20 protein-coding genes are annotated in these 21,254 nt (G+C 61.6%); 11 read left to right on the top strand and 9 right to left on the bottom strand.

Annotated elements, in window-relative coordinates; translation table 11 throughout:
* Positions 1–46 precede the first annotated feature (46 nt).
* Positions 47–598 (bottom strand): hypothetical protein, encoded by a 552-nt coding sequence (locus DVH29_RS16245; protein ID WP_147276120.1) that lies wholly within the window; start codon positions 596–598, stop codon positions 47–49.
* A gap of 100 nt (positions 599–698) precedes the next feature.
* Here DVH29_RS16245 and DVH29_RS14770 point away from each other — a divergent pair, with 100 nt between their 5' ends.
* Complete coding sequence (locus DVH29_RS14770) at positions 699–1,031, top strand: helix-turn-helix domain-containing protein (protein WP_114646959.1); 333 nt, start codon at positions 699–701, stop codon at positions 1,029–1,031.
* Between the two features lie 371 nt (positions 1,032–1,402).
* Here the strand turns inward: DVH29_RS14770 and DVH29_RS14765 are convergent, their stop codons facing one another.
* The 3 genes from DVH29_RS14765 to DVH29_RS16645 all read right to left on the bottom strand — a co-directional run bounded on the left by DVH29_RS14765 (position 1,403) and on the right by DVH29_RS16645 (position 3,524).
* A complete protein-coding gene (locus DVH29_RS14765; protein ID WP_114646958.1) occupies positions 1,403–2,158 on the bottom strand; it encodes an SDR family NAD(P)-dependent oxidoreductase in 756 nt (251 codons plus the stop codon).
* A 408-nt stretch (positions 2,159–2,566) separates the two neighbouring features.
* The gene (locus tag DVH29_RS14760; RefSeq protein ID WP_114646957.1) at positions 2,567–3,328 is read right to left on the bottom strand and encodes a tripartite tricarboxylate transporter permease; all 762 of its coding nucleotides are present in this window, start codon (positions 3,326–3,328) and stop codon (positions 2,567–2,569) included.
* A gap of 1 nt (position 3,329) precedes the next feature.
* Positions 3,330–3,524 carry a hypothetical protein gene (locus DVH29_RS16645; RefSeq protein ID WP_245945011.1) on the bottom strand — a complete coding sequence of 65 codons (195 nt, stop codon included), beginning with the start codon at positions 3,522–3,524 and terminating at the stop codon, positions 3,330–3,332.
* Between the two features lie 13 nt (positions 3,525–3,537).
* Here DVH29_RS16645 and DVH29_RS14755 point away from each other — a divergent pair, with 13 nt between their 5' ends.
* Complete coding sequence (locus DVH29_RS14755) at positions 3,538–3,942, top strand: extracellular solute-binding protein (RefSeq protein ID WP_245945009.1); 405 nt, start codon at positions 3,538–3,540, stop codon at positions 3,940–3,942.
* Positions 3,932–5,659: an ABC transporter permease gene (locus tag DVH29_RS14750; RefSeq protein WP_114646955.1), complete on the top strand. Its 1,728-nt coding sequence runs from the start codon at positions 3,932–3,934 to the stop codon at positions 5,657–5,659. Before DVH29_RS14755 ends, DVH29_RS14750 begins: the two co-directional genes overlap by 11 nt.
* Before the next feature lie 26 nt (positions 5,660–5,685).
* Here the strand turns inward: DVH29_RS14750 and DVH29_RS14745 are convergent, their stop codons facing one another.
* Entirely contained in the window at positions 5,686–6,168 is a 483-nt protein-coding gene (locus DVH29_RS14745; RefSeq protein WP_114646954.1) for an Lrp/AsnC family transcriptional regulator, read from the bottom strand.
* A gap of 131 nt (positions 6,169–6,299) precedes the next feature.
* On the opposite strand from DVH29_RS14745, the gene DVH29_RS14740 reads away from it, so the two are divergent.
* Together DVH29_RS14740 and DVH29_RS14735 are read left to right on the top strand one after the other, a co-directional pair.
* Complete coding sequence (locus DVH29_RS14740) at positions 6,300–7,514, top strand: diaminopropionate ammonia-lyase (protein ID WP_114646953.1); 1,215 nt, start codon at positions 6,300–6,302, stop codon at positions 7,512–7,514.
* Positions 7,511–8,749 (top strand): Zn-dependent hydrolase, encoded by a 1,239-nt coding sequence (locus DVH29_RS14735; protein WP_114646952.1) that lies wholly within the window; start codon positions 7,511–7,513, stop codon positions 8,747–8,749. The genes DVH29_RS14740 and DVH29_RS14735 overlap by 4 nt, the downstream gene beginning before the upstream one ends.
* Before the next feature lie 8 nt (positions 8,750–8,757).
* Here DVH29_RS14735 and DVH29_RS14730 read toward each other — a convergent pair whose 3' ends face one another.
* Both DVH29_RS14730 and DVH29_RS14725 read right to left on the bottom strand, forming a co-directional pair.
* Complete coding sequence (locus tag DVH29_RS14730) at positions 8,758–11,763, bottom strand: glycosyltransferase family 2 protein (protein WP_158541692.1); 3,006 nt, start codon at positions 11,761–11,763, stop codon at positions 8,758–8,760.
* Positions 11,764–12,027: 264 nt separating this feature from the next.
* Positions 12,028–12,741, bottom strand: coding sequence for a GntR family transcriptional regulator (locus DVH29_RS14725; protein ID WP_114646950.1), 714 nt, complete (start codon positions 12,739–12,741; stop codon positions 12,028–12,030).
* A gap of 217 nt (positions 12,742–12,958) precedes the next feature.
* Between DVH29_RS14725 and DVH29_RS14720 the strand changes: the two genes are divergently transcribed.
* The 6 genes from DVH29_RS14720 (at position 12,959) to DVH29_RS14695 (ending at position 19,651) form a co-directional block, all read left to right on the top strand.
* Positions 12,959–13,825: a fumarylacetoacetate hydrolase family protein gene (locus DVH29_RS14720; protein WP_245945006.1), complete on the top strand. Its 867-nt coding sequence runs from the start codon at positions 12,959–12,961 to the stop codon at positions 13,823–13,825.
* A gap of 47 nt (positions 13,826–13,872) precedes the next feature.
* Entirely contained in the window at positions 13,873–14,925 is a 1,053-nt protein-coding gene (locus DVH29_RS14715; RefSeq protein ID WP_114646948.1) for a C4-dicarboxylate TRAP transporter substrate-binding protein, read from the top strand.
* A gap of 73 nt (positions 14,926–14,998) precedes the next feature.
* Positions 14,999–16,942, top strand: a complete 1,944-nt coding sequence (locus DVH29_RS14710; RefSeq protein ID WP_114646947.1) for a TRAP transporter large permease subunit — start codon at positions 14,999–15,001, stop codon at positions 16,940–16,942.
* Between the two features lie 69 nt (positions 16,943–17,011).
* Positions 17,012–17,911 (top strand): VOC family protein, encoded by a 900-nt coding sequence (locus DVH29_RS14705; RefSeq protein WP_114646946.1) that lies wholly within the window; start codon positions 17,012–17,014, stop codon positions 17,909–17,911.
* Positions 17,912–18,027: 116 nt separating this feature from the next.
* Positions 18,028–18,630, top strand: coding sequence for a malonic semialdehyde reductase (locus DVH29_RS14700; protein WP_114646962.1), 603 nt, complete (start codon positions 18,028–18,030; stop codon positions 18,628–18,630).
* A 118-nt stretch (positions 18,631–18,748) separates the two neighbouring features.
* Positions 18,749–19,651, top strand: coding sequence for a glycosyltransferase family 8 protein (locus tag DVH29_RS14695; RefSeq protein ID WP_114646945.1), 903 nt, complete (start codon positions 18,749–18,751; stop codon positions 19,649–19,651).
* Here the strand turns inward: DVH29_RS14695 and DVH29_RS14690 are convergent, their stop codons facing one another.
* Positions 19,652–20,539 (bottom strand): SMP-30/gluconolactonase/LRE family protein, encoded by an 888-nt coding sequence (locus DVH29_RS14690; protein WP_114646944.1) that lies wholly within the window; start codon positions 20,537–20,539, stop codon positions 19,652–19,654.
* A gap of 56 nt (positions 20,540–20,595) precedes the next feature.
* On the bottom strand, positions 20,596–21,254 hold a 659-nt coding region (locus DVH29_RS16640; RefSeq protein WP_245945004.1), incomplete at its 5' end, for a type II 3-dehydroquinate dehydratase.

Raw genomic sequence — 21,254 nt, 5'->3', positions numbered from 1 at the left:
TCTTCCACCAGGCTCAGCAGGGCCAAAACAACTCCAGGAGTCTACGTCACGCTGGATAAAAGTTGGGGGCAACGTCAATCCCCCCAAAGCCGTTGCGTCCGCGATAGTCCATGACGATAGTATGCTTTCCACTTCGCACCGGGGTGATTACCGTCTTTATATGTTCGAAGCTGTTCGGATCGCGCATAGCGTTTTTGACGGCTTGGACGAGAGCGAAGTTCGAGCCATCCCAGGCCGACAGGCAATGGAAACCCTTCTCTCTATTGGCAGCAGATCCTTGGGCCGACTTTTCCTGATCGGCAGCCGAGGGTTGGCACATCGAGATTCCAATGGCCACCAAAGCACATAGGATCACCATGCCCACAAGTGAATCATGCCCCTTCTTTCTCGCGGCAATGAGCGCGCTCTGTTCCTCCCTGTCGGAAATATAGAGGCCGGTTGCAAGCCGAGGTTGATGACCGGGATAAATGGATTCCGGCACTGGCTGTTGAAATCGAGGACTTTCTGGTTCGGATCGCGTTGAACGCTTGATATTCTTGGGCGGGATGGCCCGTGCATGTGCAGCCAGTCCCCGCTTTCCAAAGGTGGGTTGCTTCATTGATCGAAACTCCTGTGCTGGGCAAAGGGTACGTTTCGTTCCTAAAGAACTCCATAACGTTCATGGATGCATTCGTGTCTATCAGGAACAATTCGTTCCTATGGACATCTTCGCTAGACGACTTCGAGAACGGGCCGAACAGCTGGGCATTTCCAATGCCGAGGCGGGCCGGCGTGCTGGCCTGGATGAAAGGCGATACGCCCACTATGCCAATGGGCGACGCGAGCCCGACCTTGCCACACTGGTTCGTATCGCCGAGGCACTCGCCACCTCGCCCAATTACCTTCTCGGCGTGACTTCAGAGGGCGAGAAGCGCACGTCCCGCTCCGATCTCGTGGATCGGTTGCAACAAGCCGCCAAAGCAATGCCAGATGAAGAATTGCGCCGCTTCTGCATCCAGGCCGAGGCGATCGCGCGCGACATCGAAAAATGAACTCAAGACTCGCGGCTGGACGCAGCGATGTAAGGTCGATGCGGATCAGCATCGAAACAATCATCAGCCAGATCAGTACCGCCATCGGCAGATTGACCTAGCCATGTTCTCGCCGAGGCGGGCTTTTCGAACAGGCCGGGCAAGAAATGATCGACATCAATGAAGCGGCGGAGATTTCACGCACCAGGAGGTGATGACAAGAGTGGAGCGTCGACGGCTCTGGTCGGACGAGGAGAAGCTTTCGGTTCTGCGTCAGGTGTGGACTACCCCTTTGAGGGCCGTGGTTATTTCGGTGCCCCGAAGGGCGGTCGTCGCGCGTCTCATCCGCATCGACCGCCGTTCTGTTTCCTTCGAGCTGCGACAGGATCTTGCTAGGGCAAATACATGCCACCGTTAACGTGCAGGATTTGCCCAGTCATATAGCTGGATGCAGAGGAGGCAAGAAATAGCACCGGGCCGACGCAGTCATCGGGTGTACCAAGGCGACCCAGCGGAATCGTTGCCTGCATCGCCTGCATCCGCTCTGGCGGGGTCGCCGCGTGAAACGCGGTTTGCACGACCCCGGGAGCGATGGCATTGACGCGAATGTTGAGCCGCGCCAGATCACGTGCCATATGGCGGGTCAGGTTGTGGACATAGGCCTTGGCGCTGCCGTAGTGACCCGAGCCGCTGCCGCCGCCATCGATACCAGCGATCGATCCGACATTGATGATTGAACCGCCGCCGCGCTTTTCCATATAGGGCACTGCAGCCTGCGATGCAGCAATCACCGGGCGGGCATTGAGGTCGAGGGCTTCCTCATAAAGAGCATCGTCGAGTTCCATGAACGGCATGCGGCGGATCATGGCTCCAGCATTGTTAAACAGGATGTCCAGACCCCCGAGGCCCTCTGCCGCCTGGCGAACGACCTTTGCGGGCACACCGCGTTCAGCGACATCGCCTTGAATGACCATAGCAGTTCCGCCGTTGGCGATAATGGCGTCGGCGACGGCCTGGGCTGCGGCCTCCCCGCGATTATAGTGGAGCGCAACATGAGCACCCTGCGCGGCAAAAGCCGTCGCCACTGCAGCGCCGATGCCGCCGCTGGCACCCATGACCAGCGCAAGCTTGCCGTCAAATTCTGTCATGCTCAGTCCTTCTCGATAGTTTGGATACGCCAGGCGCAAAAACCGCCTGCCATACCCTCTTGACAGCGCATGACACAAACCTCAGCGGCAGGTCCAGCGAATAGCATAATTGATGCCAAAATCCCTCTAGCGAAGGGGGCAGCTCACTGTCAGTGCAGCAGTTTGCGAATCGCAGACCGTGGGACGCAACTGACCGCAGGCGAGTAACCGAAGGCAAATTTGTTCATGGCTCTCTCACCCACGGGAAGTCGGCGCTGCCAACAGCTACCTGATGGTAAAATCGCTTGCCCGGTTTTCCGCGGCCACAATGCCAGCGCTTCGGTCCGGTACAAGCGCCGCTCGTTCACCAATCCGGACATTCGCAACACCCTCACACTTGACGCTCGCCTAACCGATCTACAAGAGCCTTTAGGCAGTACGTGCACGTGACCGTTTCCACCATCCTATGGCCGGGAGCACCAGAATAAGCGCTGTTACCGCCAAAACACTGGCGCTTATAGGTTCCCTCACGAAAACCGTGAGATCGCCATAGGATAGCAAAAGCGCGCGGCGCAGATGTTCCTCCATCAATGGACCCAGAATGAAACCCATGTAGCGCTGAATTCCTGTATTGATATCGGTTCCTACCAGTCCGAGAAGGACACCAATAACGACAGAAAGAGCATTTTTGAGGGGCGAACTTTGTCCAACAGTGGCCGATGCGATCAGGCCAAGGATCATCACGGCAAAATAATCGGCGGGGCCGAAAGCCAGTGAAAACGTGGCCAAGGCCGGCGAAAATACCGTCATGAGTATAATGCCGAAGCTGCCGCCGATAAATGACGCCACCGCTGTGACGAACAAGGCAACTCCCGCCCTGCCCTTGCGAGTCATCTGATGACCATCAATGCAAGTGACGGCCGTCGATGCGCTACCCGGCATATTGATGAGGATCGAAGCGATCGATCCGCCATATTCGCCACCGTAGTAAATGCCGGCCAACATGACCAAAGCCGCTTCAGGGGTCAAATAGAAGGTCAGTGGCAGCAGGACCGCGATCCCGATCATTGAGCCAATGCCGGGGAGGACGCCGACAAAAGTGCCGACAGTTACACCAAGGAAGCAATAGAAGAGATTGGTAAGGGTGAAGGCCTGTGCAAAGCCCCCCGCCAGATTGCTTAGCAATTCCATTTCAACCGAGCCTCAGCGCGTCTATCGGTAAATTGAGGAGCAAAACGAACACCACCCAAATGCCCAAGGCCATGATGGCACCAATAGCAGCAGCTTCATGGAGCCGCGTGCGTGTGTCTCCCAGGGCAGCAATCACGCCGGTGATGAAAATGGCCGGAATCAGACCGAAAAGGTCTATGGTGATCGCGAAGACCACCACCGACGTCAGAATGAATAAAGCCGGCCTTAACGGCGCCGTGGTCGAAGCGGTGGCGCGTGGTGAAAAGCCCTATGGCATCATCATCGAATACATGGCGCTGAACGCCAAGGCCGCCGGCTCGCCGGTCGATTTCGTCTTCCCCGAGGAAGGCGTGTCCTCGATCACCCAGCCCGTCGCCATCCTTGCGGGTTCGGACAATATCGAAGCGGCCAAGGTGTTCGTTGACTGGCAGCTCTCCCAGGCCGCCCAGGAACAATCGGTCACCCAGGGCTATTTCCCGATCTTTGCAGGCGTCCAGCCGCCCGCCGGCTATCCCGCCGTTGCCGATCTCAACATTCTCGAAGCCGATCCGGTCGTGATGCTGGCCGAGGACGAGGCCAACAAGCTGGCCTTCGCCGACCTCTTTGGCGGCTGATCCGGCACCCGCCGCATCGCGTCCTATCCTGGGCCTGTCCGGCGAGCATATCCTGCTCGCCGGACTGTTTCTCTATGTGGGTATCCTGGTCGCGCTTCCCCTGGGCCGGCTGTTCTCCGAAGCCCTGCGCCCCGATGCCTCGGGCGCCATTCTCGGCGTATTCTTCGACAGCCTCGCCAACCGGGCCGTTTCGCGCGCCTTGGGCAATACCGTGATCACCTCGCTCGCGGCAACCGCTCTCTCGGTCGCCATCGGGACGCTTGCCGCCATCGCCCTACGCCTGACCGACATGCCCGGCCGCACGGCGCTGATGTTCCTGATGCTCATGCCCATGCTGATTCCGTCGCAAATCTCGGCGCTGGCCTGGATCGAACTGTCCGGCCCGTCGAGCCCGCTCCTCAATCTTGCCGGCTTGGCGCCGCCACCGGGTACCACCAACCCGCTCTATTCCATGGGCGGCATCATCTGGGTGATGGGCCTCGAGCACGCGCCGCTGGTGTTGCTCGCCGTGGCCGCTGGCATGGCCGCCGTGCCGCGCGACCTGATCGAGGCGGGGCGCATTGTGGGCGCGCGGCCATGGCGGCTTCTGGTCAGCATCGTGCTGCCCGCGCTCGGTCCGTCGATCCTGGCCGGAGCGGCTCTCTCCTTCGTGTCGGCGATCGGTAATTTCGGGGTGCCCGCACTTCTCGGCATTCCGGGGCGTGTGACGGTACTGACCACGCTCATCTATCAACGCCTCAACGGGTTCGGCCCCTCGGTGCTCGGTCAGGTCGCGACGGTTGCGCTGGTGCTTGTCGGCCTTGCCGCCATCGGCCTGGGCGTGAGGGCGTTCGCTTCGCGCTTCGCAGCCGCGCCGCTCGACCGCACGGGCGCGCCGCTCGAACCCTTCCGGCTCGGGCGCTTCCGCGCCCCCGCCGCGCTCGCTTTCTGGATGCTGGCGATCCTCATCGCCATCTTGCCGCTTGTCGCGCTCATCGCGAGCGCGCTCGTCCCGGCGCTGGGCGTGCGCCTTTCCCTCGAAACCCTGTCGCTCGCCAATTTCGAGGCCGTGCTGCGCAACCCGGCTATCGCCCGGGCCTTTTCCAATTCTTTCTTTCTCGCGCTCGCGACGGCGATCATTTGCGCAGCGGTTTCCGTTCCCCTCGCCTATCTCTCGGTCGTCCGCAAGAACCCTCTGGCCTGGCTGCTCGACGCGCTGGCCGACGCGCCCTATGCCGTACCGGGCACCGTGGTGGCCCTGGCCACCATCATCGTCTTCCTGCCGCCCCTGCCCGTACTCGGGATATCGATCTACGGCACGTTCTGGATCGTGCTCGTCGCCTATCTCTCGCGCTTCCTGCTGCTTGCGCTGCGTCCGGTCGGAGCGAGCCTTGCCTCGATGGATCGCGCACTCGACGAGGTCGGGCGGATCGTCGGCGCCCACAGCCTTTCGCGGCTGGTGTTCATCGTCCTGCCCATCGCCCTGCCCTCGGCACTGGCCGGGGCGCTCCTGATCTTCATGACGGCGATCAACGAACTGACCCTCTCGGCGCTGCTCTGGTCCACGGGCACCGAAACGCTCGGGGTCATGGTGTTCTTCCTGCAATATGAGGGCAATTCGCCCTCGGCCGCCGCGCTGGCCAGCGTCATCGTGGTGTTCACGCTCGGGCTTGCCCTTGTCATCGACCTGATTGGCCGCCGCTTCGTCCCCGGCGTCGTGCCCTGGCAGGTGCGGTGAGCACCGGGGCGAGCCGAAACCGATTATTATTCCAGGTCGAGCGGAATCCCCTCATTCGCCTTTATGCATTCCATGGATACGTAGGTCTGGAAGCTCTTCACGTTACCCAATTCGAAAAACTGGGTGCGTGTGAACTGGGTATATTCCTCCATATCCCTGACATTGACGATGAGAACGAAATCGGTTCCTCCGGTCACGTAGTGGCAATGGAGGATCTGCTCGCAGCGCCGGAACCTTTCCTTGATTTCATCGAGCAAGGCAAAGCTCTCGTCCTCAACCGTCACCTGCACGATGATGGTCAGGGGGCGGCCGACGGCAGCGGCGTCGATAATGGCCATATCTTTCTGGATCACCCCCTGCTCCCGCAGCTTTTGCAGGCGCCTGGCGATGGCCGGCGCGGAGAGGCCGACCTCCTCGGCAAGCACGTGTTGCGGCGTCCGGTTGCTTACCTGGACCAGTTGCAGAAGTTTCATGTCGAAACGATCGAGCGTAGATCGGTATTTCTGCATTCTCTCCCCTAATAGCGGTCTCGATGCAAGAATCTTGCATTTGATTGGCCCAGAACGCCAACACATAACGCATGCATTGAGATATTTTCATTTCACGCGCGGCGATCCCCTTTCTTTTCGGAGGCCTTCGCATGCTGGTCTTGAACACTCATCCCGATTATCGCCAGCCGCTGGAGGCCGCCGATGCCGGCCTGTTGGGCGTGGCCCAGGCCGAAGAGGTGGAGCGCTTCCTCACCTATCGCGAGAACCACAGGCCGACCCCGCTGGTTGCGCTGCCCGGCCTCGCCAGCGAACTCGAGATCGGCGCCCTCCATCTCAAGGATGAAAGCCAGAGGCTCGGCCTCGGGAGCTTCAAGGCGCTGGGCGGCTCCTATGCCGTCATTCGCCTGGCGCTGGCCGCAGCCGCCGCGCGCCTGGGGCGCCCGGTTGATATCTCCGAATTGTCCAGCCCTGACGTGAGGGCCGTCACATCAACTCTGTTCGTCGCCTGCGCCACCGATGGCAATCATGGGCGGTCTGTCGCCCTGGGCGCGCAGATGGTGGGCGCTAGGGCGGTCATCTTCCTGCATGCGGGCGTCAGTTCGCAGCGCGAGCAATCGATCGCCGCGCTGGGCGCCGAGATCGTCCGGGTCGACGGCAATTACGATTTCTCCGTCGCCGAGGCGTCGCGGGTCAGCGCCGAGAACGGCTGGACGGTGGTCTCGGACACTTCATGGCCCGGCTATGAGGAGATTCCCGGCCTCGTTATGCAGGGCTATACCGCCCTGCTGCAGGAGGCGCGCCGCGCCCTCGACCAGCCGCCGACCCATGTCTTCATCCAGTCCGGCGTCGGCGGCATCGCCGCCGCGATGGCCGGCTATCTGTCCCTCGTCCATGGCGCGCACCGGCCGTTCCTCGTCGTGGTCGATCCCGAACGGGCGGCATGCCTGTTCGAAAGTGCCCGCGCCGGCCGTCTCGTCAAGGTCGCGCCCACCGCGCCCACGGTGATGGCCATGCTGGAATGCTTCGAACCCTCGCTCGTCGCCTGGCGCATCCTGTCGCGTGCCGCGGACGCCTTCATGACCGTAGGCGAGGACGATGCCGTGCGGACCATGAACCGCTTGGCGCGGCCGCAAGGGGAGGACCCGGCCATCGTGGCGGGGGAGAGCGGCGGCGCCGGACTGGCCGGGGTGATGCGGGTGGCAGCGGACCCGCGCCTGCGGGCGCTTGTCGGCCTCACCGCGCAATCGCGGGTGCTGGTGGTCAATACCGAAGGCGCCACCGATCCCGGCCTATACGAAAAGCTGGTTGGCCTCGCCCCCCAGGCCGTCCTGCAACAGCGTTCGAAAGACAAGGTATCGTCATGAGCAGAAACATGGACATCAATGGCGAAAGACTGCTGTCGCGCATCCGCCAGCTCGGCGCGGTCGGGCGGGACGCAGAGGGACGACTGGTTCGCGTCGCGGCGACCGACGAGGACCGGCAGGGCCGCGATCTGTTCGTCGCCTGGGCGCGATCGGCCGGGCTCGATGTGCATATCGACCGCATCGGCAATATCGTCGCCGTCTGGCAGGGGGGTGCCAATGGGGACGCGGACCCGATCATGATGGGGTCGCATATCGATTCGGTGATCGACGCGGGGATCTATGACGGCAGCTCTGGCGTCATCGCCGGCCTCGAGGTGATCACCGCCCTGATGGAGGCGAGGTTCATGCCCCAGCGCCCGATCGCGGTGGCAGCCTTCACCAATGAGGAAGGCGTCCGCTACGCGCCGGACATGATGGGCTCCCTCGTCTATGCTGGCGGCCTCGATGTCGAGGAAGCCCTGGCCAGCCAGGGCACCGACGGCACCCGGCTCGGCGACCAATTGCACCGCATCGGTTATGCCGGCCCGGCCGAGCCGGGCTTCCTGCGGCCCCATGCCTATCTCGAACTGCATATCGAGCAAGGTCCCATTCTCGAGCAGGTCGGCACCGCCATCGGCGTCGTGGAAAATCTCCAGGGGATTTCCTGGCAGCGCATCATTATAGAAGGGGTCGCCAACCACGCCGGCACTACACCGATGCAGGCCCGCCGCGATGCCGGCGTTGCCGCGGCGCGCATCCTGGTCTTCCTGCGCGATCTTGCGACCAGAACCGGGGGCTGCTCCGTGGCGACGGTGGGGACCATGCGGTTCGAGCCCGACGCCATCAACGTCATCCCCGGCAAGGCGAGCTTCACGGTAGATCTAAGGGACCCGGACACTGAACGATTGCGCGCCGCCGAAGCCGAACTGGCCGGTTTCCTGCGCGATGTGGCGGCCGAGGACGGCGTGGCGATCACGACCGAACGGCTCGCCCGCTTCGACCCGGTGGTCTTCAGCCCCGAGATCGTCCGGGTCCTCGAAGGCGCGGCATCGGGCCGGCAATACCAGTGGCACCACATGACCTCGGGCGCCGGGCACGATGCCCAGATGATGGCGCGCATCGGTCCGGCGGCGATGATCTTCGTGCCGAGCCGCGACGGCATCAGCCACAACCCGCGCGAATTCACCGCCGATCCCGATCTGGTCGCAGGAGCAAATGTCCTCCTCGACGCCGTCAAAACGCTCGCCGGGAAATGAGCCTCCGCTCACGCCGCGCTGCGCCAGAAGCGGGCGAAGCCGGGATCGCGATCGGCCAGCGCGTCGTAAAGGGCCGGCAGGCCGGGCAGGCCGCGATAGGCCAGGGTCTCGTCATAGCCGCGCGTGTGATAGCCGCACCAATAGTCGGCCACGCTGCCGATATCGATGGCGATTCCGCCCGCATCGCGAACCCGGTGGCAATAGACTTTCCCCAGCGCCCCGGCCGCCACTAGGAGCACATGTCCCGATGGGGTGGAGGCCAGGGCCTCCTCGATGCGGCGAAAGACATCGGGGAAATGCGGCTCGTCGGGTTCGTCCTCTCCAAACAGCGCCGCGTATTTGCTTTCGGACGGGATGAGATGCAGGATTCGGGTTTCAACTCCAAACCTGGCGCGCAGGGCCGCCGGGAGATCGGAATGGCAGGTGACGAGGGATACCTCCCGCATATGCCGCAGCAGCGGCGGCCATAAGGCCCAAAATGCCAGCGCCTCGTGAATATGACACGAGGTGATCATGGGCGCGGCCGCCACCCGGCCGGCCGGCCCCTCGCCGATGCCCGAGGCATAATCAAGAGCGGCAAACAGACCGCGTGCGTTCCTTGCAACGTCGGAACCCGGCGTATTCAGGCCCGATGACGCCACGCGGATAATCCGCGACAGATCGGGGATACCCAAAATATCGGACGCGTCGGCGGCGGCGGAGATCAGGCCGCTCAGCTCATCGCCTGCAACAGCACCCGTCGCGGCCAGGTTCCACCAGCTTTGCGTCACCATGATCCGGTCCTTTTCGGCGAACCCTTGAAGATGGGACGGATAGGGGAAGAACTTGCCTTCGCCGTCTCCCAGCCGGACGAGGGACAGAGGACGTGCATCCTCGATGGCCGACACAATATGCCGGGCGACAGCCAGCGCATCGGCAAGGCTGTAGAGCGGGTCGGGATGGAAATCGGGCACTGCCCGGCGCATGCGGGCCAGGGTGGAACCGGCCATGGCAAGGTTGTCATAGGCATCGGGCGCGAAGGTTCTGGGACGGCTTTGCGACAGCAGGTCGAGAACCTCGCGTTCAGGCTCAGCCCTATCGGCCGACCTTCCGCCTTCGAGCCAGGCGAGGGAATCGAGACGCAGCTTCTGGTAGGGAAGCGACAGGCGCAGGATTTCCCCGCGCGGACTGTTGACCGAACCCCGGGCGAGGGAGGCGACGACGTCGCGGGCGCCGTCCAGCCCGGCCTGCTCATAGGCCCCGATGATGAGCGGGGTCGCGTGGAAGGTGGAAATATCGTCGATATTGCCCGCTTCGAGCTTTTCCGAGAGCGTTTGCCGCGCGGCGGCATAGTCTCCGAAACGGAGCTGGACGTCGAGGGTGAGCCGCTTGCTGACGGTCCTCGAAACGCCGCGGTGCGCGATCACGGCGTGAGCGTCCGCTTGCCGGTTGAGCATGCACAGACTGTTGATCTGCAGACCGAGCAGGTGCCGCGAGCGCGTCACGATATCCGGATGCGCATCGAGCAGGGCGACGATTCCCTCCCAGTCGTGATGCCAGCGGAGCAGGGTAACCCGGGCGGCAAGTTTGCTGGAGGTGGCCGAGGGAGCGGCTTCGACCTGGGTTACAAGCGTCGTGGCCTCGCCCTGTCGACCGAGCTTCAAAAGCAACTCGATCCAGGCAATCAGCGCATTTTCGTCGGAAAACCGGTTCCACAGACTATCGTAAAGCTCGAGTGCGGTCTCGTTGTCGTCCAGCCCGCCGGCCACGGCGGCAAGCCCGCGAAGGGGCGTGGAGGCGTCGGGCAGGAGAAGGCGAGCCGCCTGGTAAGCCACGCGGGCACCCTGCCAGTCATTGGCTTTGACGAGCGCCTCGCCAAGGTTCAACTGCGCCGAACCCGAGCGCGGATTGCGTTCGGTCAGTTGCCTCCAGCCGGCCAGCGCTTCGGTCCAGGCGCCCATGCTTTCGCAAAGACGCGCCCGCTCCTCGATGGGAGCGACCAGTTGAGGATGGGCCCGGGCGACGGTGTCGCAGATGGCCAGCGCCGCGTCCAGGTGCCCGGACATCCGCAGGCATCGGGCCTGATTCAGGCTCAGGGTGGGATGCCCCGGGCTGAGTTCGTCTGCGGCCCGCCAATGCGCGCCGGCCTCGTCCCATCGCTTTGCCCGCTCGGCCCGCCGGGCGGCGGCTTCGCACGCGGCAAGAGGATCGGCGCTTGTCTTACCCTTCCGAACGCCCAGTTCAAACACGGCCATGTTGAGTGCGATAAGCGGAAAATGGGCGATTATCCTCCAGCGCGTACCCGGACGATAGCCGCCGCGGCGAATCCTCCCGGCCAGCTCGCGCAGACGGTAATAGAGACGCCGGGCAACCCGACCCTTCGAGCGACCGGGCCAATAATGCCCCGAGCGGATACCGCGACAATACTGATCGGCCAGCATGCTCACCGGTCCGCCGGGGGAGCGATGGAGGGTCAGCACCTCCGGAGCCCATACCGGTTTTTCCCCGCGGGGCAAGCGCTGGTGGAACTCTGTATCTTCGCCGATCCGGAGATCGGCCCGAAACGTCCCGTAAAGGGCGAACAGCCGGCGGTCATAGCTGGCGCCATAGGGCGTGGCGGTCCTGGCCGCAATGTCGGGAAGGCGCTTGTCGAACAAGGTGAAATGGGAAGCCCAGGCAAAGGGATTCCAGCCTCCCGACCCGACCACGGCGCTGCCCACCGCCGCATGCCCCTGCCTGTGACGTGCCATACGCTTGTCGATCCACCCGGGACACACCCGGCAATCGGCGGCCAGAAACGCGATATAGGCAGCGCTGGCGGCTTCGATACCCAGATTCCGCGCCGCCCCGACCCACAGGACAGCCTCGTGCTCGATTATCTTCACACGATCGCCGAGCGTACCCAGACGCTCCCTGACGTCGCCGCCTCCGGAGTTGACGACGATCACCTCGCACGGGGTGCCCAGATCGAAGATCGACTGCACGGCGCCCACGACCTCCGGGGAGGCGCCGACGCAGATGACGACAATAGCCATCTCCGGATGAGCATGCCCCCCCAAGGCCGAGGGCGCGGGGGGCGGGAGCGTAGAGACCTCACTCTCCACCGATGGTGTTTCGGCGGACCGAAGGTGTTCGGACATGCTTGGACCCGGAACGCAGTTACCCGAAGATGTTTACCCGCTTTTATTCGAATTGGAAGCGCTGTCCACGCCGTGATCCTTGCGGCGAGAAATTCTCCGACAGCGGAGGAGCCGGGGGCCGCGGATCGCAATAGGCGTCAAATCTTTCCCGAACCGGCCTCATCCGGTCTGATCGGAATTGGCCCGCAGGGTTTTCAACGTGTCGTTGGTGGTCCGCCTGTAGTGCTGCTCAAGATATTTCGATGCGTCGTCGTATTGATCGTCCAGCACCGCGTTCAAAATCCGCTTGTGCTCCTTGCGGATCATTTCGAGAGAATTCGGTGTCAGCGATTTTGACCGGAGGAAACGTGATCGCTCCGACTGGTCGAAAAGGCGCTCGGCCGTCTTGACGAGAATTCTGGATCCACAATTGGACAGCAAAGCCATGTGAAAACGCCGATGTACCACCCGCCATTCCCGCGCGTGTTGCGCGTCATCGTCCGGAAAGGACGCCCGATCCAGCTGATGGAAGGCTGACAACAGCTCCCCCTCCCACGCGGGCGTACGGCTCTGCATCGACAAACGCAGCGCGCCGAGCTCTACGACGAGCCGCGCTATCAACCCTTCCTGGATCTCGGCCTGGTCGATGGGCGCCACGCGATATCCCTTCTGCTCGCGCGCTATGACCAGATTTTCACTTGAAAGCCGGGCCAGCGCCTCGCGAATAGGGCCAACTCCAAGCTGATATCTTTTTTGCAGCTCTGCCATCCCAAGTTTTGCCCCGGGACGCAGTTGGCATTGCAAAATATCTTCGTAGATCTTGTTGTAAGCCACGCCTGCAAGGGATTTCGCTTCACTATCGGGCGACGGCGGAACAAATGAGATATTGCTCATGATCTTGTAATCCCTGCGACGGGCTTCTTCTCGTTTTTGTAGCCGGATGGAGTGCGTTCAGGATTACACCAACTCCCCCGTCACGGCAACAGTTCGAAAAATCATTGTAATATCTATAAACAACAAAAATTTTAAAATTTTGGTTGCTCACAATTCGCTCTGCAGATAGGAAGGAGGCAGTCTCAATGAGCGGGAGGTAGCCTTGCGAGAGTTCCTTTTGGGCACGCTGGTCGTGGACGGGATCGAAACCCCGGCCGTACGGATCGAAGACAACGCATACAAATTGTCGGACCTGTGGAGCGGCGAGAAAGCGCCCGCCTCGATCATGGCCCTGCTGGAGGCGGGTCCAGATGCCATGCAGAAGCTCGCTGCGAGCGTCTCCGAATTCACCGGCGATGCACATCCCATCGAGGGAAGCTTTGCTCCACCCGTGCTGGCCCCTGCAAAGCTGATCTGCATCGGCAATAATTATAGCGAGCATGTCAGCGAAATGAACTCAAAGGGGATAATGAAGTTTCCCTATTCGTTCATGCGCCCCACCACGTCGCTCTCCGCCCATGAGCAGGATATTGCGCTGCCGGAAGGGGTTGTCGATATTGACTGGGAGGCCGAACTCGGCGTTGTCATGGGAAGCCGCGTTCGAGGGGTTTCGGCGGCAGAGGCCCTCGAGGCGGTGGCGGGATATACCGTCATCAACGACATTTCCGCCCGCGACTGGATCAAGGAGCGGCCGGCCGTTGGAACCGACTGGGTCATGCAGAAGGCCTGGGACGACTTTCAGCCCACCGGCCCTTGGATCAAACCGTCGTTGTTCGTTCCAAACCCGCAGAACCTCGATATCTCATTGACGGTGAATGGGGTCGTCAAGCAGTCATCCAATACCAAATACATGATCTTCGGCGTGGCGGCGATCATCGAGCATCTGTCGCGGATCATGACGCTGGAACCCGGCGACATCATCGCCACCGGAACGCCTTCGGGCGTTGGCTTTGCGCGCACTCCGCCCGAATTCATGAAGGCGGGGGACGTGGTGAAGGTCACCATTCAAGGGCTTGGAGAGCTTGAGAACAGGCTCGTTCGGTAAAATACGGAGCATGGGCATCTGGCCCAAAAGCAAACTGGGAGGAATACATGAAACAGGTCGCAATCGCTGCGCTTCTTGCCCTTGGCGTCGGCAGCCACGCCTATGGGGAAACCATCAACATTACCGTGGGGGCGGGCTCCCCGCCGACCATTCCAGCCATCGTGGCACTGAAGGAACATTTCATTCCCGAGGTGGAGAGGCGGCTGAGGGAAGAGGCGCCGGACATCGAAATTCAGTGGAACGAGGTCTATGGTGGATCGCTGGTCAACCTGACCTCGACCATGCAGGGGATCGAGGACGGCATCGTCGACATGGGCGTGTTCTTCTACCAGTTCGAAGAAGCCAAATTACCTCTTCACCAGGTTACCGCCATGGCGCCATTCGGCACACCCGACCCGCTGCAAATGGTGGAGATTATCGAGGCGATCCAGGAAAGAGTGCCGACCTTCAACGAAATGTGGGGCGACTATAACCAGGTCCATATCGCCAGCGGGCCCAGCAGCTCGTGGGAGCTTTTTACGAAATTCCCGGTTGAGAAGTTTGAGGATCTGGCGGGGCGGCGCATTGGGGCGAGTGGCGTTTCGGCCAACTATCTGGTCGGGACCGGGGCGGTCGTCATCGACAGCGTGATGACGGAAGGCTACAACGCCATGGTGACGGGCCTTTATGAGGGCTATCCCGCAACGATTGGCCTGGCCTTCCCCTATAAATTCCATCAGGTCGCCGAATACGGCACGCTGACCGGCTTCGGTTCGGTGCTGAGCGGCGCGCTGACCATGAACAAGGACAAATGGGACAGCATGCCCGAGGTCGTTCAGCAGATCTTCCTCGAGGTTGGACGCGGCTGGTCGCGCGCTTATGCACAGGTCGAGATCGATCGGGTGGACCAGTTCAGAGCCCAGATGGAAGATGAAGGCGCCCAGATCACCGCACTGAGCGAGCAAGAGCGGGCACGCTGGGCGAACGCATTGCCGGAAATCGGCAAGAATTGGGCGGCCGGCCTCGATGCGCGCGGTCTTCCCGGAACTGAAGTGCTCCAGACCTATATGGAAGAGCTTCGCAATCGGGGCGTTGATCTGCCCCGCCAGTGGGACCAATAAGCAAAAGTTTGGCCATTAAATCAGTCATCCGTCGCGCGTCGTGACGGATGACTCGTGCCTGAGGTGGACGCGCATGCGGACCAAAGAAACACTGGCGGGAAAGACCTTTTCCGTAATCGTAAGCAGCTTCAATACGCTAGGCGCAATCTGGATATTCGGGCTTGTGCTGCTGGTCACGGCCGACGTCCTGCTGCGGACCCTTTTGAACATGCCCTTGCCCGGCGTCGCGTTGATCGTCAGCTTTTCCATCGTTCCGATCGTGTTCCTGCAGATCGCCGATGCGACGCGGCTGGGGCGCACCACCCGCAACATGGTTGCATTGGGCCGCCTGATCGAGGAGAGGCCCCGCTCCGGGCGCCTGTTCGAGGCGGTCTTTCATCTCCTGGGAGCGGTCTCCTTCTCGATCGTGGCCTATTATACGTGGCCAAGACTGACGCGCGCTTGGGAGGACGGAACGTATTTCGGTACGGAGGTCGTCTATACCATACCGCAATGGCCGCTGTTTTTTTCCATCACGCTCGGCTCCGTACTGGCAGCCGCCCAGTTTATCCGGCTTGCCGTGGGAAACTTGCGGCTGGCCGCCAAATTGCCGCCGGCCCCGGCCGGAGCTGGCGGACGTTCGTTCCTGTTGCTGTTCACCATTGCAACGGCCTGCATCGTCGCCTTCGGCATCGCGGCCATGGCTGGCTTCTTATCCACCGAAATGATCGGCTTGCTGTCCGTGGTGGTAATCCTGCTCCTGATCTATAGCGGGGCGGAGATATCGGTGGTGCTCGCCTTCACGTCCTTTGCGTGCATCTGGCTCATGCGCGGCGACCCCACGATTGGCGGCCGGCTTTTGTCGAGCGCGGCCGCCACCAGCATTTTCCAGTATGAGTTCGGCGTCATTCCGCTTTTCGTGCTGATGGGGCTGTTTGCTGGCGCCGCCGGGATCGGCAAGGACATCTACGACATCGCCAACCAGCTTTTCCGCCGCGTTCTCGGAGGGCTTGGAATGGCCACCGTGCTCGCCAATGCGGTGTTTGCCGCCGTGACCGGCACCAGCATCGCTTCCGCATCGGTGTTCACCAAGATATCGGTCCCTGAAATGATCGCCCGCGGCTACAATCCACGCTTCGCGGTCGGGGTCGTTGCCGGAAGCTCGGTGCTGGGCATGCTGATCCCGCCGAGTCTGCTGCTGATCCTCTACGGCATCCTGACCGAGCAATCGATCGGCGATCTGTTCATCGCCGGCATTTTGCCGGGCCTGTTCCTGGCCGTGAGCTATATCGCCATGATCTATGTCATGGCGCGCTTCCTTCCCCGCTCGGTTATCACGAAACCCGTACAGCCCGAGGCCGAAGAGGAAGAGGGAGAACTTCTGTCAGCATCGCAGATGCTGGTGAAAGCCACGCCCGTGGCGGTCCTGATACTGCTGATCATAGGCGGCATCTATGGCGGCTTCTTCACACCGACGGAAGCCGGCGGTGTTGGCGCGGCGCTTGCACTTCTGCTGGTTTTCCTCAAGGGCAAGCTCAACTGGTCGATCTTCTGGCAGGCCTTGCGCGAGACAGGCCACGTCACATCCTCCATCTGCTTCCTGCTGGTGGGCGCGAGCATCTATACCAAGATGCTGGCCTTCGCGGGCCTGCCCAATGTCATGCAGGACCATATGCTCGGCCTTGGCCTCGACGCCCACGGCATGGTCATTCTGTTCCTGGTCGCGGCGCTCATTCTGGGAACCATCCTGGATGCCGGATCGGTCCTTCTGATCCTCGTGCCGATGATGATCGGAACGATGCATGCCTTTGGCGTCGATCTCATCTGGCTGGGCATTCTGATGGTGATCGCCGTCGAGATCGGCCTATTGACGCCCCCGGTGGGAGTATCGCCCTTCGTCATTCATTCCAATCTGCGGGACTCCTCGATAACGCTCAACGACATCTTCATCGGAGCGGCGCCCTTCGCCCTGATGATGGTGGTGGTCCTGGGTATAATTTTCATGTTCCCGTGGATCGCTACGATCCTCGTCAGGTAACGGCTTTGCGATCGGCGGCGCGGCCGCCCGTCGCCATAAAAATACTCATGCAACAGGTTGGAGGCAGAAGTGGAACGCATTGTCCGTGTGGTACACGCCGTCATCGAGACACCGGATGTCGTGCCGGAGGTCGAGCACTATTCCGAAATGCTGGGCTTGAACGTAACGATCAAGGATGGGGATACCACCTTTCTCAGCACGGGTCTGGACCACCATAACGTCGTGATACGGCGGGGCTCGGCCATCCGCTGCGCGACCCTCGGCTTCCAGGTTTCCGGCCCCGAAGATCTGGATGCCTTTGCACGGCGCTTAAGTGCGGCGGGTGTGGCCAGTCAGCGCAAGAGCGATGCGCAGCCGGGCATATCGGATCTTCTAAGTTTCCAGGACGATTGCGGCACGACGATCGAGCTGTTCAGTTCGTCCGGCTTCTCCACGGCCGGCTTCGGACGCGCGGGAGTTGTGCCCAACAAACTGGGCCATCTGGCCTTCCATACGCCCGATATCCAAAGAACCGTATCCTTCTATCGCGACATGCTCGGTTTCAGGGAGGCCGACTGGATGGCGGATTTCTTTGCCTTCATGCGCTGTGGCCCCGACCACCACACGGTCAATTTTATTCAGGCCGAGAAACCCAACATGCATCACATCGCTTTCGAACTCCGTGACGCCTCCCATTTGAACCAGGCCTGCGACATTGTCGTTCGCCAGGGCAAGGAAGTCGTCTGGGGGCCGGTGCGCCACGGAATCGGCCACAACATCGCCATGTATTACCGGGGCCCGAACGGCCAGATGGTCGAGCTGTTCTGCGAACTTGACCGGATGCAGGACGAGAGCCTTGGCTTTTACGAGCCTCGCCCCTGGCACGAGGATTTCCCACAGCGCCCGAAAGTCTGGCACGATATAGACCGCGCCGCCTATCACTGGGGCCGCAACGTTCCGCCCGGCTTCGCCACAAAGCCGGAAGACTGAAAAAGCAGGCATTTTTGTTTGGGCCCGACGCGATATCGGAGATCAGAACCTTGACCGAACAGGCCAGCTTGAGACACTACGAGCTCGATCAGGCGGCGCGCAGAGATGCTGCGCGCTTGCGTTCTGACAACCAGGGCGTCGACGAGCGATGCCGTCAAGTGCTCTTCACCCGGGCCCGCTCCCATAATCGCTGGACCGATCATCCCGTCGAAGAGGACGTTCTGCGCCGAATATACGAAATCGCCATATGGGGCCCGACCAGCACCAACCAGCAGCCGGCGCGCATCATATTCGTTCGCTCGCCCGCAGCGCGGGAGCGATTGCTGCCAGCCGTGACGGAGTCGAACCGCCCGAAAATCATGCAGGCACCGGTCACCGCCATCTTCGGCTATGACTTGCGCTTCTTTGAGAAACTGCCGGCCCTGTTCCCGCACAGACCGGAGGCCGCACAGGACTTCATGGTCGATGGCGTCCACGCCGAGCGCAGCGCGTTTCGCAATGCGACGCTTCAGGCCGCCTATTTCATGCTGGCGGCCAGGGCGGTCGGCCTGGATATCGGTCCGCTCTCCGGCTTCGACCATGATGCGGTCGACACGACGTTTTTCGCCGGCACGACCGTGCGGTCCAATTTTCTGTGTTGCCTGGGCTATGCCGATTCCGAAGGCATCTACCGCCGCCTGCCGCGCCTGACCTTCGATGAGGCCGCGTCCTTTGCCTGAGTTTGCGACGGCGTCGAAAAGATATTGGGCGCAAGAGACCCATTCGGCGCCGGCATCACTGGCTCGAGCGACCATCCTGGGATAAGGGAGGCGCCTGTCCAGAGAGTTCCGCATCTGCATGACCCAACCCATCGACATCGTCCTGGCATTCAACGATTTCTTCTGGGCGCCTGCCTATGCGGTGATGCGCTCCACCTGCCTGACGACGCATCGGCGCGCGGACATCCGCTTCCATATTCTGACCGACGGCATCACCGAGGCCCATCGCCGGGACCTCGCCGCGATTGAGGGCGAATTCGGCGCCAGCCTCATCTATTACGACCTCAACCAGTCTTCCGACTTCGCCGCGCTTTCGACCAAGGTGCGCGGCGACGGCCTCCACCCTTCCATTGTCTATGCCCGGCTCATCTTCGATCGTCTTCTGCCTCCGACGATCCAAAGGGTGATCTATCTCGACAGCGACACCCTGGTCCTCACAGACATCGCGAAATTGCTTACGACCGACCTCGAAGGGCATGCGCTGGGCGGCGTGCTGGACCCTTCCTGGCTGCACGCCGCATTCAATCGCGACATCAAGACCAATCGCGACCTCTACGACCCGGCCGATCCCTATTTCAACTCAGGCGTCCTGGTGATCGATGTCGACAAATGGCGCGCGGCCGACCTGATGGGTCACGTGGACCGGCTTAAGGACCTCGGCGTTCTCCACCGCCTCTATCACGACCAGGGGCTTCTGAACCTCGTATTCCGCAACCGGTTCAAGATTCTCGACCCGCGCTGGAACATGCTCTCGCCAGGGCCTGACGTCAAAGCCCTGGGCCCCTATATTCTCCACTATACCGGCCGCGCCAAGCCGTGGCATCTGAACGCACCGGTGGCCCATGCGCGGGCCTATCGGCACATCATGACAAATGCCCTGTTCTACCGCTATTGGCACTATCGCTTGCGCCGCCGCATCCTGCCATTCTGGAGGAACCGGGGGAGCGATGAGGGTTCGACGGCGATCTATCGCGGAGCATAATCAGCCGGCGTAGCGGCTTTCTTTCAGCCCCCAAACGCCCGGACGAAACGCAAACAGGCTGCCGGCCTGGGGCTGGCGCGAACGCTGCTGCGCATCCAGACCGTACCAGGCGGTCGTGATGAAAAGAATGTCGAGATCGGGGCCCCCAAAGGCCAGACATGTGGGGTTGTCCACCGGCAGTCCAACCTCGCTTAGAACGCGTCCCTCGGGCGAATAGCGCACAAGTTTGCCGCCACCCCATTGGGCATTCCAAAGACATCCTTCTGCATCGACGATCGAGCCATCGGCCAGTCCGGGCTCGCCTTCGAGATCGGCGAAAACTCTCCTGTGGGAGACGCGTCCCGAACCGATATCGTAGTCGAACGCCTCGATTTTTCCCGTGGGCATATCGGTGAAATACATGATGTCCCCCGCCGGACTCCAGCAGATCGAGTTTGCGCAGTGCACGCTCTCGATCAGCGTCCTTGCCTCGCCGCTGGGCTCCAGCGCATAGACGGCCGATACGGGCCGTTGGGGGATCGCCTCGTGCACCCCGCCAGACACAAATCGTCCTTGGCGATCGACGCGGCCATCGTTGAGCCGCGTGCAGTCCAGATCAGTTTCAATCTCCACCAGCCTGTGCGGACGGTGCTGACCCTCGTCCAAAAGCGCAAAACCGGATTCCAGCGCAAGGGCCAGCCCCCCGCCTTCGCGCAAGGCGATCGCCCCGATGCGCTCCTCCAGTTTGGTGATCCTGGGTTCCTCGGACGCAAACGGCGACCAGCTCCATATCTCCCCGGCAAAAATATTGATCCAGCGCAGCGTCTGCGTCCGCTCGTCCCAGAGGCAGCTTTCCCCCAGATTGATCCGGCAATCCAGAACGACGCCGGGCTGCTCGCTTATCCTCATCTTGAAATCCCCCCGGAGAACAATCGTTGCGGGCTCGCTGGGAACCCGCAGGGGCCTCAACCGGAAGCCAGGTCCGCGATGGCATCGATGGCATAGAGATAGCCCCGATACCCGAGTCCCGCGATGACGGCGTCTGCGGTTTTCGATACAAGGGAGCCTTGCTGAAAACCCTCCCTTCGATGGACATTGGAGAGGTGGACTTCGATCACCGGCTCCCGACATATCTTGAGGGTATCGGCTATGGCGGCGGAGGTCGTCATCCAGGCGCCGGGATTGATGATGACGGCGGCGTTGGCCGCCCAGGCATCATGCACCCAGCCGATGAGATCGCCTTCATGATTGGTCTGGCCGAAAAATTCGAGCGCGAGACCGCGGTCGCCCGCCCTTGCCCGGCACATCTCCGATTTCTCGGCCTCGCTCCCCTGGTCATCGATCAGGTTTACGAGAATCTGCGCAAGCTGAACGAGACCGGGCTGACCCTGCTCATAGTCGAGCAGTCGACCGGCAGGATCATGAACCTTGCATCCCGCATCTATGTGCTGCGCAACGGGAAGGTCGTCTTGCATGGAACGCCGGATGAACTTGCCGGCGGCGAGAAACTGGATGCGGCCTATTTCGGGTTCGCAGAAGACGCGGCCTAGGTTCAATCGACATTCAGGATTCAATTCTGTCGGGGAGTGTGATTCATGGGTTTCCAGATTCAATGATCTGGAGG

Source organism: Pelagibacterium lacus (assembly GCF_003345525.1).
GTDB lineage: Bacteria > Pseudomonadota > Alphaproteobacteria > Rhizobiales > Devosiaceae > Pelagibacterium > Pelagibacterium lacus.
The sequence above is the reverse complement of the archived record's forward strand: the minus strand, read 5'-3'. Positions and strand labels throughout refer to the sequence as shown.

What these genes read in the sequence shown, in the direction of transcription:
- DVH29_RS14695 (WP_114646945.1), top strand. Translation starts at nt 18,749, where the DNA reads ATGACCCAACCCATCGACATCGTCCTGGCATTCAACGATTTCTTCTGG.
- DVH29_RS14740 (WP_114646953.1), top strand. Translation starts at nt 6,300, where the DNA reads ATGCTGGTCTTGAACACTCATCCCGATTATCGCCAGCCGCTGGAGGCC.
- DVH29_RS14765 (WP_114646958.1), bottom strand. Translation starts at nt 2,158, where the DNA reads ATGACAGAATTTGACGGCAAGCTTGCGCTGGTCATGGGTGCCAGCGGC.
- DVH29_RS14725 (WP_114646950.1), bottom strand. Translation starts at nt 12,741, where the DNA reads ATGAGCAATATCTCATTTGTTCCGCCGTCGCCCGATAGTGAAGCGAAA.
- DVH29_RS14745 (WP_114646954.1), bottom strand. Translation starts at nt 6,168, where the DNA reads ATGCAGAAATACCGATCTACGCTCGATCGTTTCGACATGAAACTTCTG.
- DVH29_RS14690 (WP_114646944.1), bottom strand. Translation starts at nt 20,539, where the DNA reads ATGAGGATAAGCGAGCAGCCCGGCGTCGTTCTGGATTGCCGGATCAAT.
- DVH29_RS14770 (WP_114646959.1), top strand. Translation starts at nt 699, where the DNA reads ATGGACATCTTCGCTAGACGACTTCGAGAACGGGCCGAACAGCTGGGC.
- DVH29_RS14730 (WP_158541692.1), bottom strand. Translation starts at nt 11,763, where the DNA reads ATGGCTATTGTCGTCATCTGCGTCGGCGCCTCCCCGGAGGTCGTGGGC.
- DVH29_RS14715 (WP_114646948.1), top strand. Translation starts at nt 13,873, where the DNA reads ATGAAACAGGTCGCAATCGCTGCGCTTCTTGCCCTTGGCGTCGGCAGC.
- DVH29_RS16245 (WP_147276120.1), bottom strand. Translation starts at nt 598, where the DNA reads ATGAAGCAACCCACCTTTGGAAAGCGGGGACTGGCTGCACATGCACGG.
- DVH29_RS14760 (WP_114646957.1), bottom strand. Translation starts at nt 3,328, where the DNA reads ATGGAATTGCTAAGCAATCTGGCGGGGGGCTTTGCACAGGCCTTCACC.
- DVH29_RS14755 (WP_245945009.1), top strand. Translation starts at nt 3,538, where the DNA reads ATGAATAAAGCCGGCCTTAACGGCGCCGTGGTCGAAGCGGTGGCGCGT.
- DVH29_RS14735 (WP_114646952.1), top strand. Translation starts at nt 7,511, where the DNA reads ATGAGCAGAAACATGGACATCAATGGCGAAAGACTGCTGTCGCGCATC.
- DVH29_RS14710 (WP_114646947.1), top strand. Translation starts at nt 14,999, where the DNA reads ATGCGGACCAAAGAAACACTGGCGGGAAAGACCTTTTCCGTAATCGTA.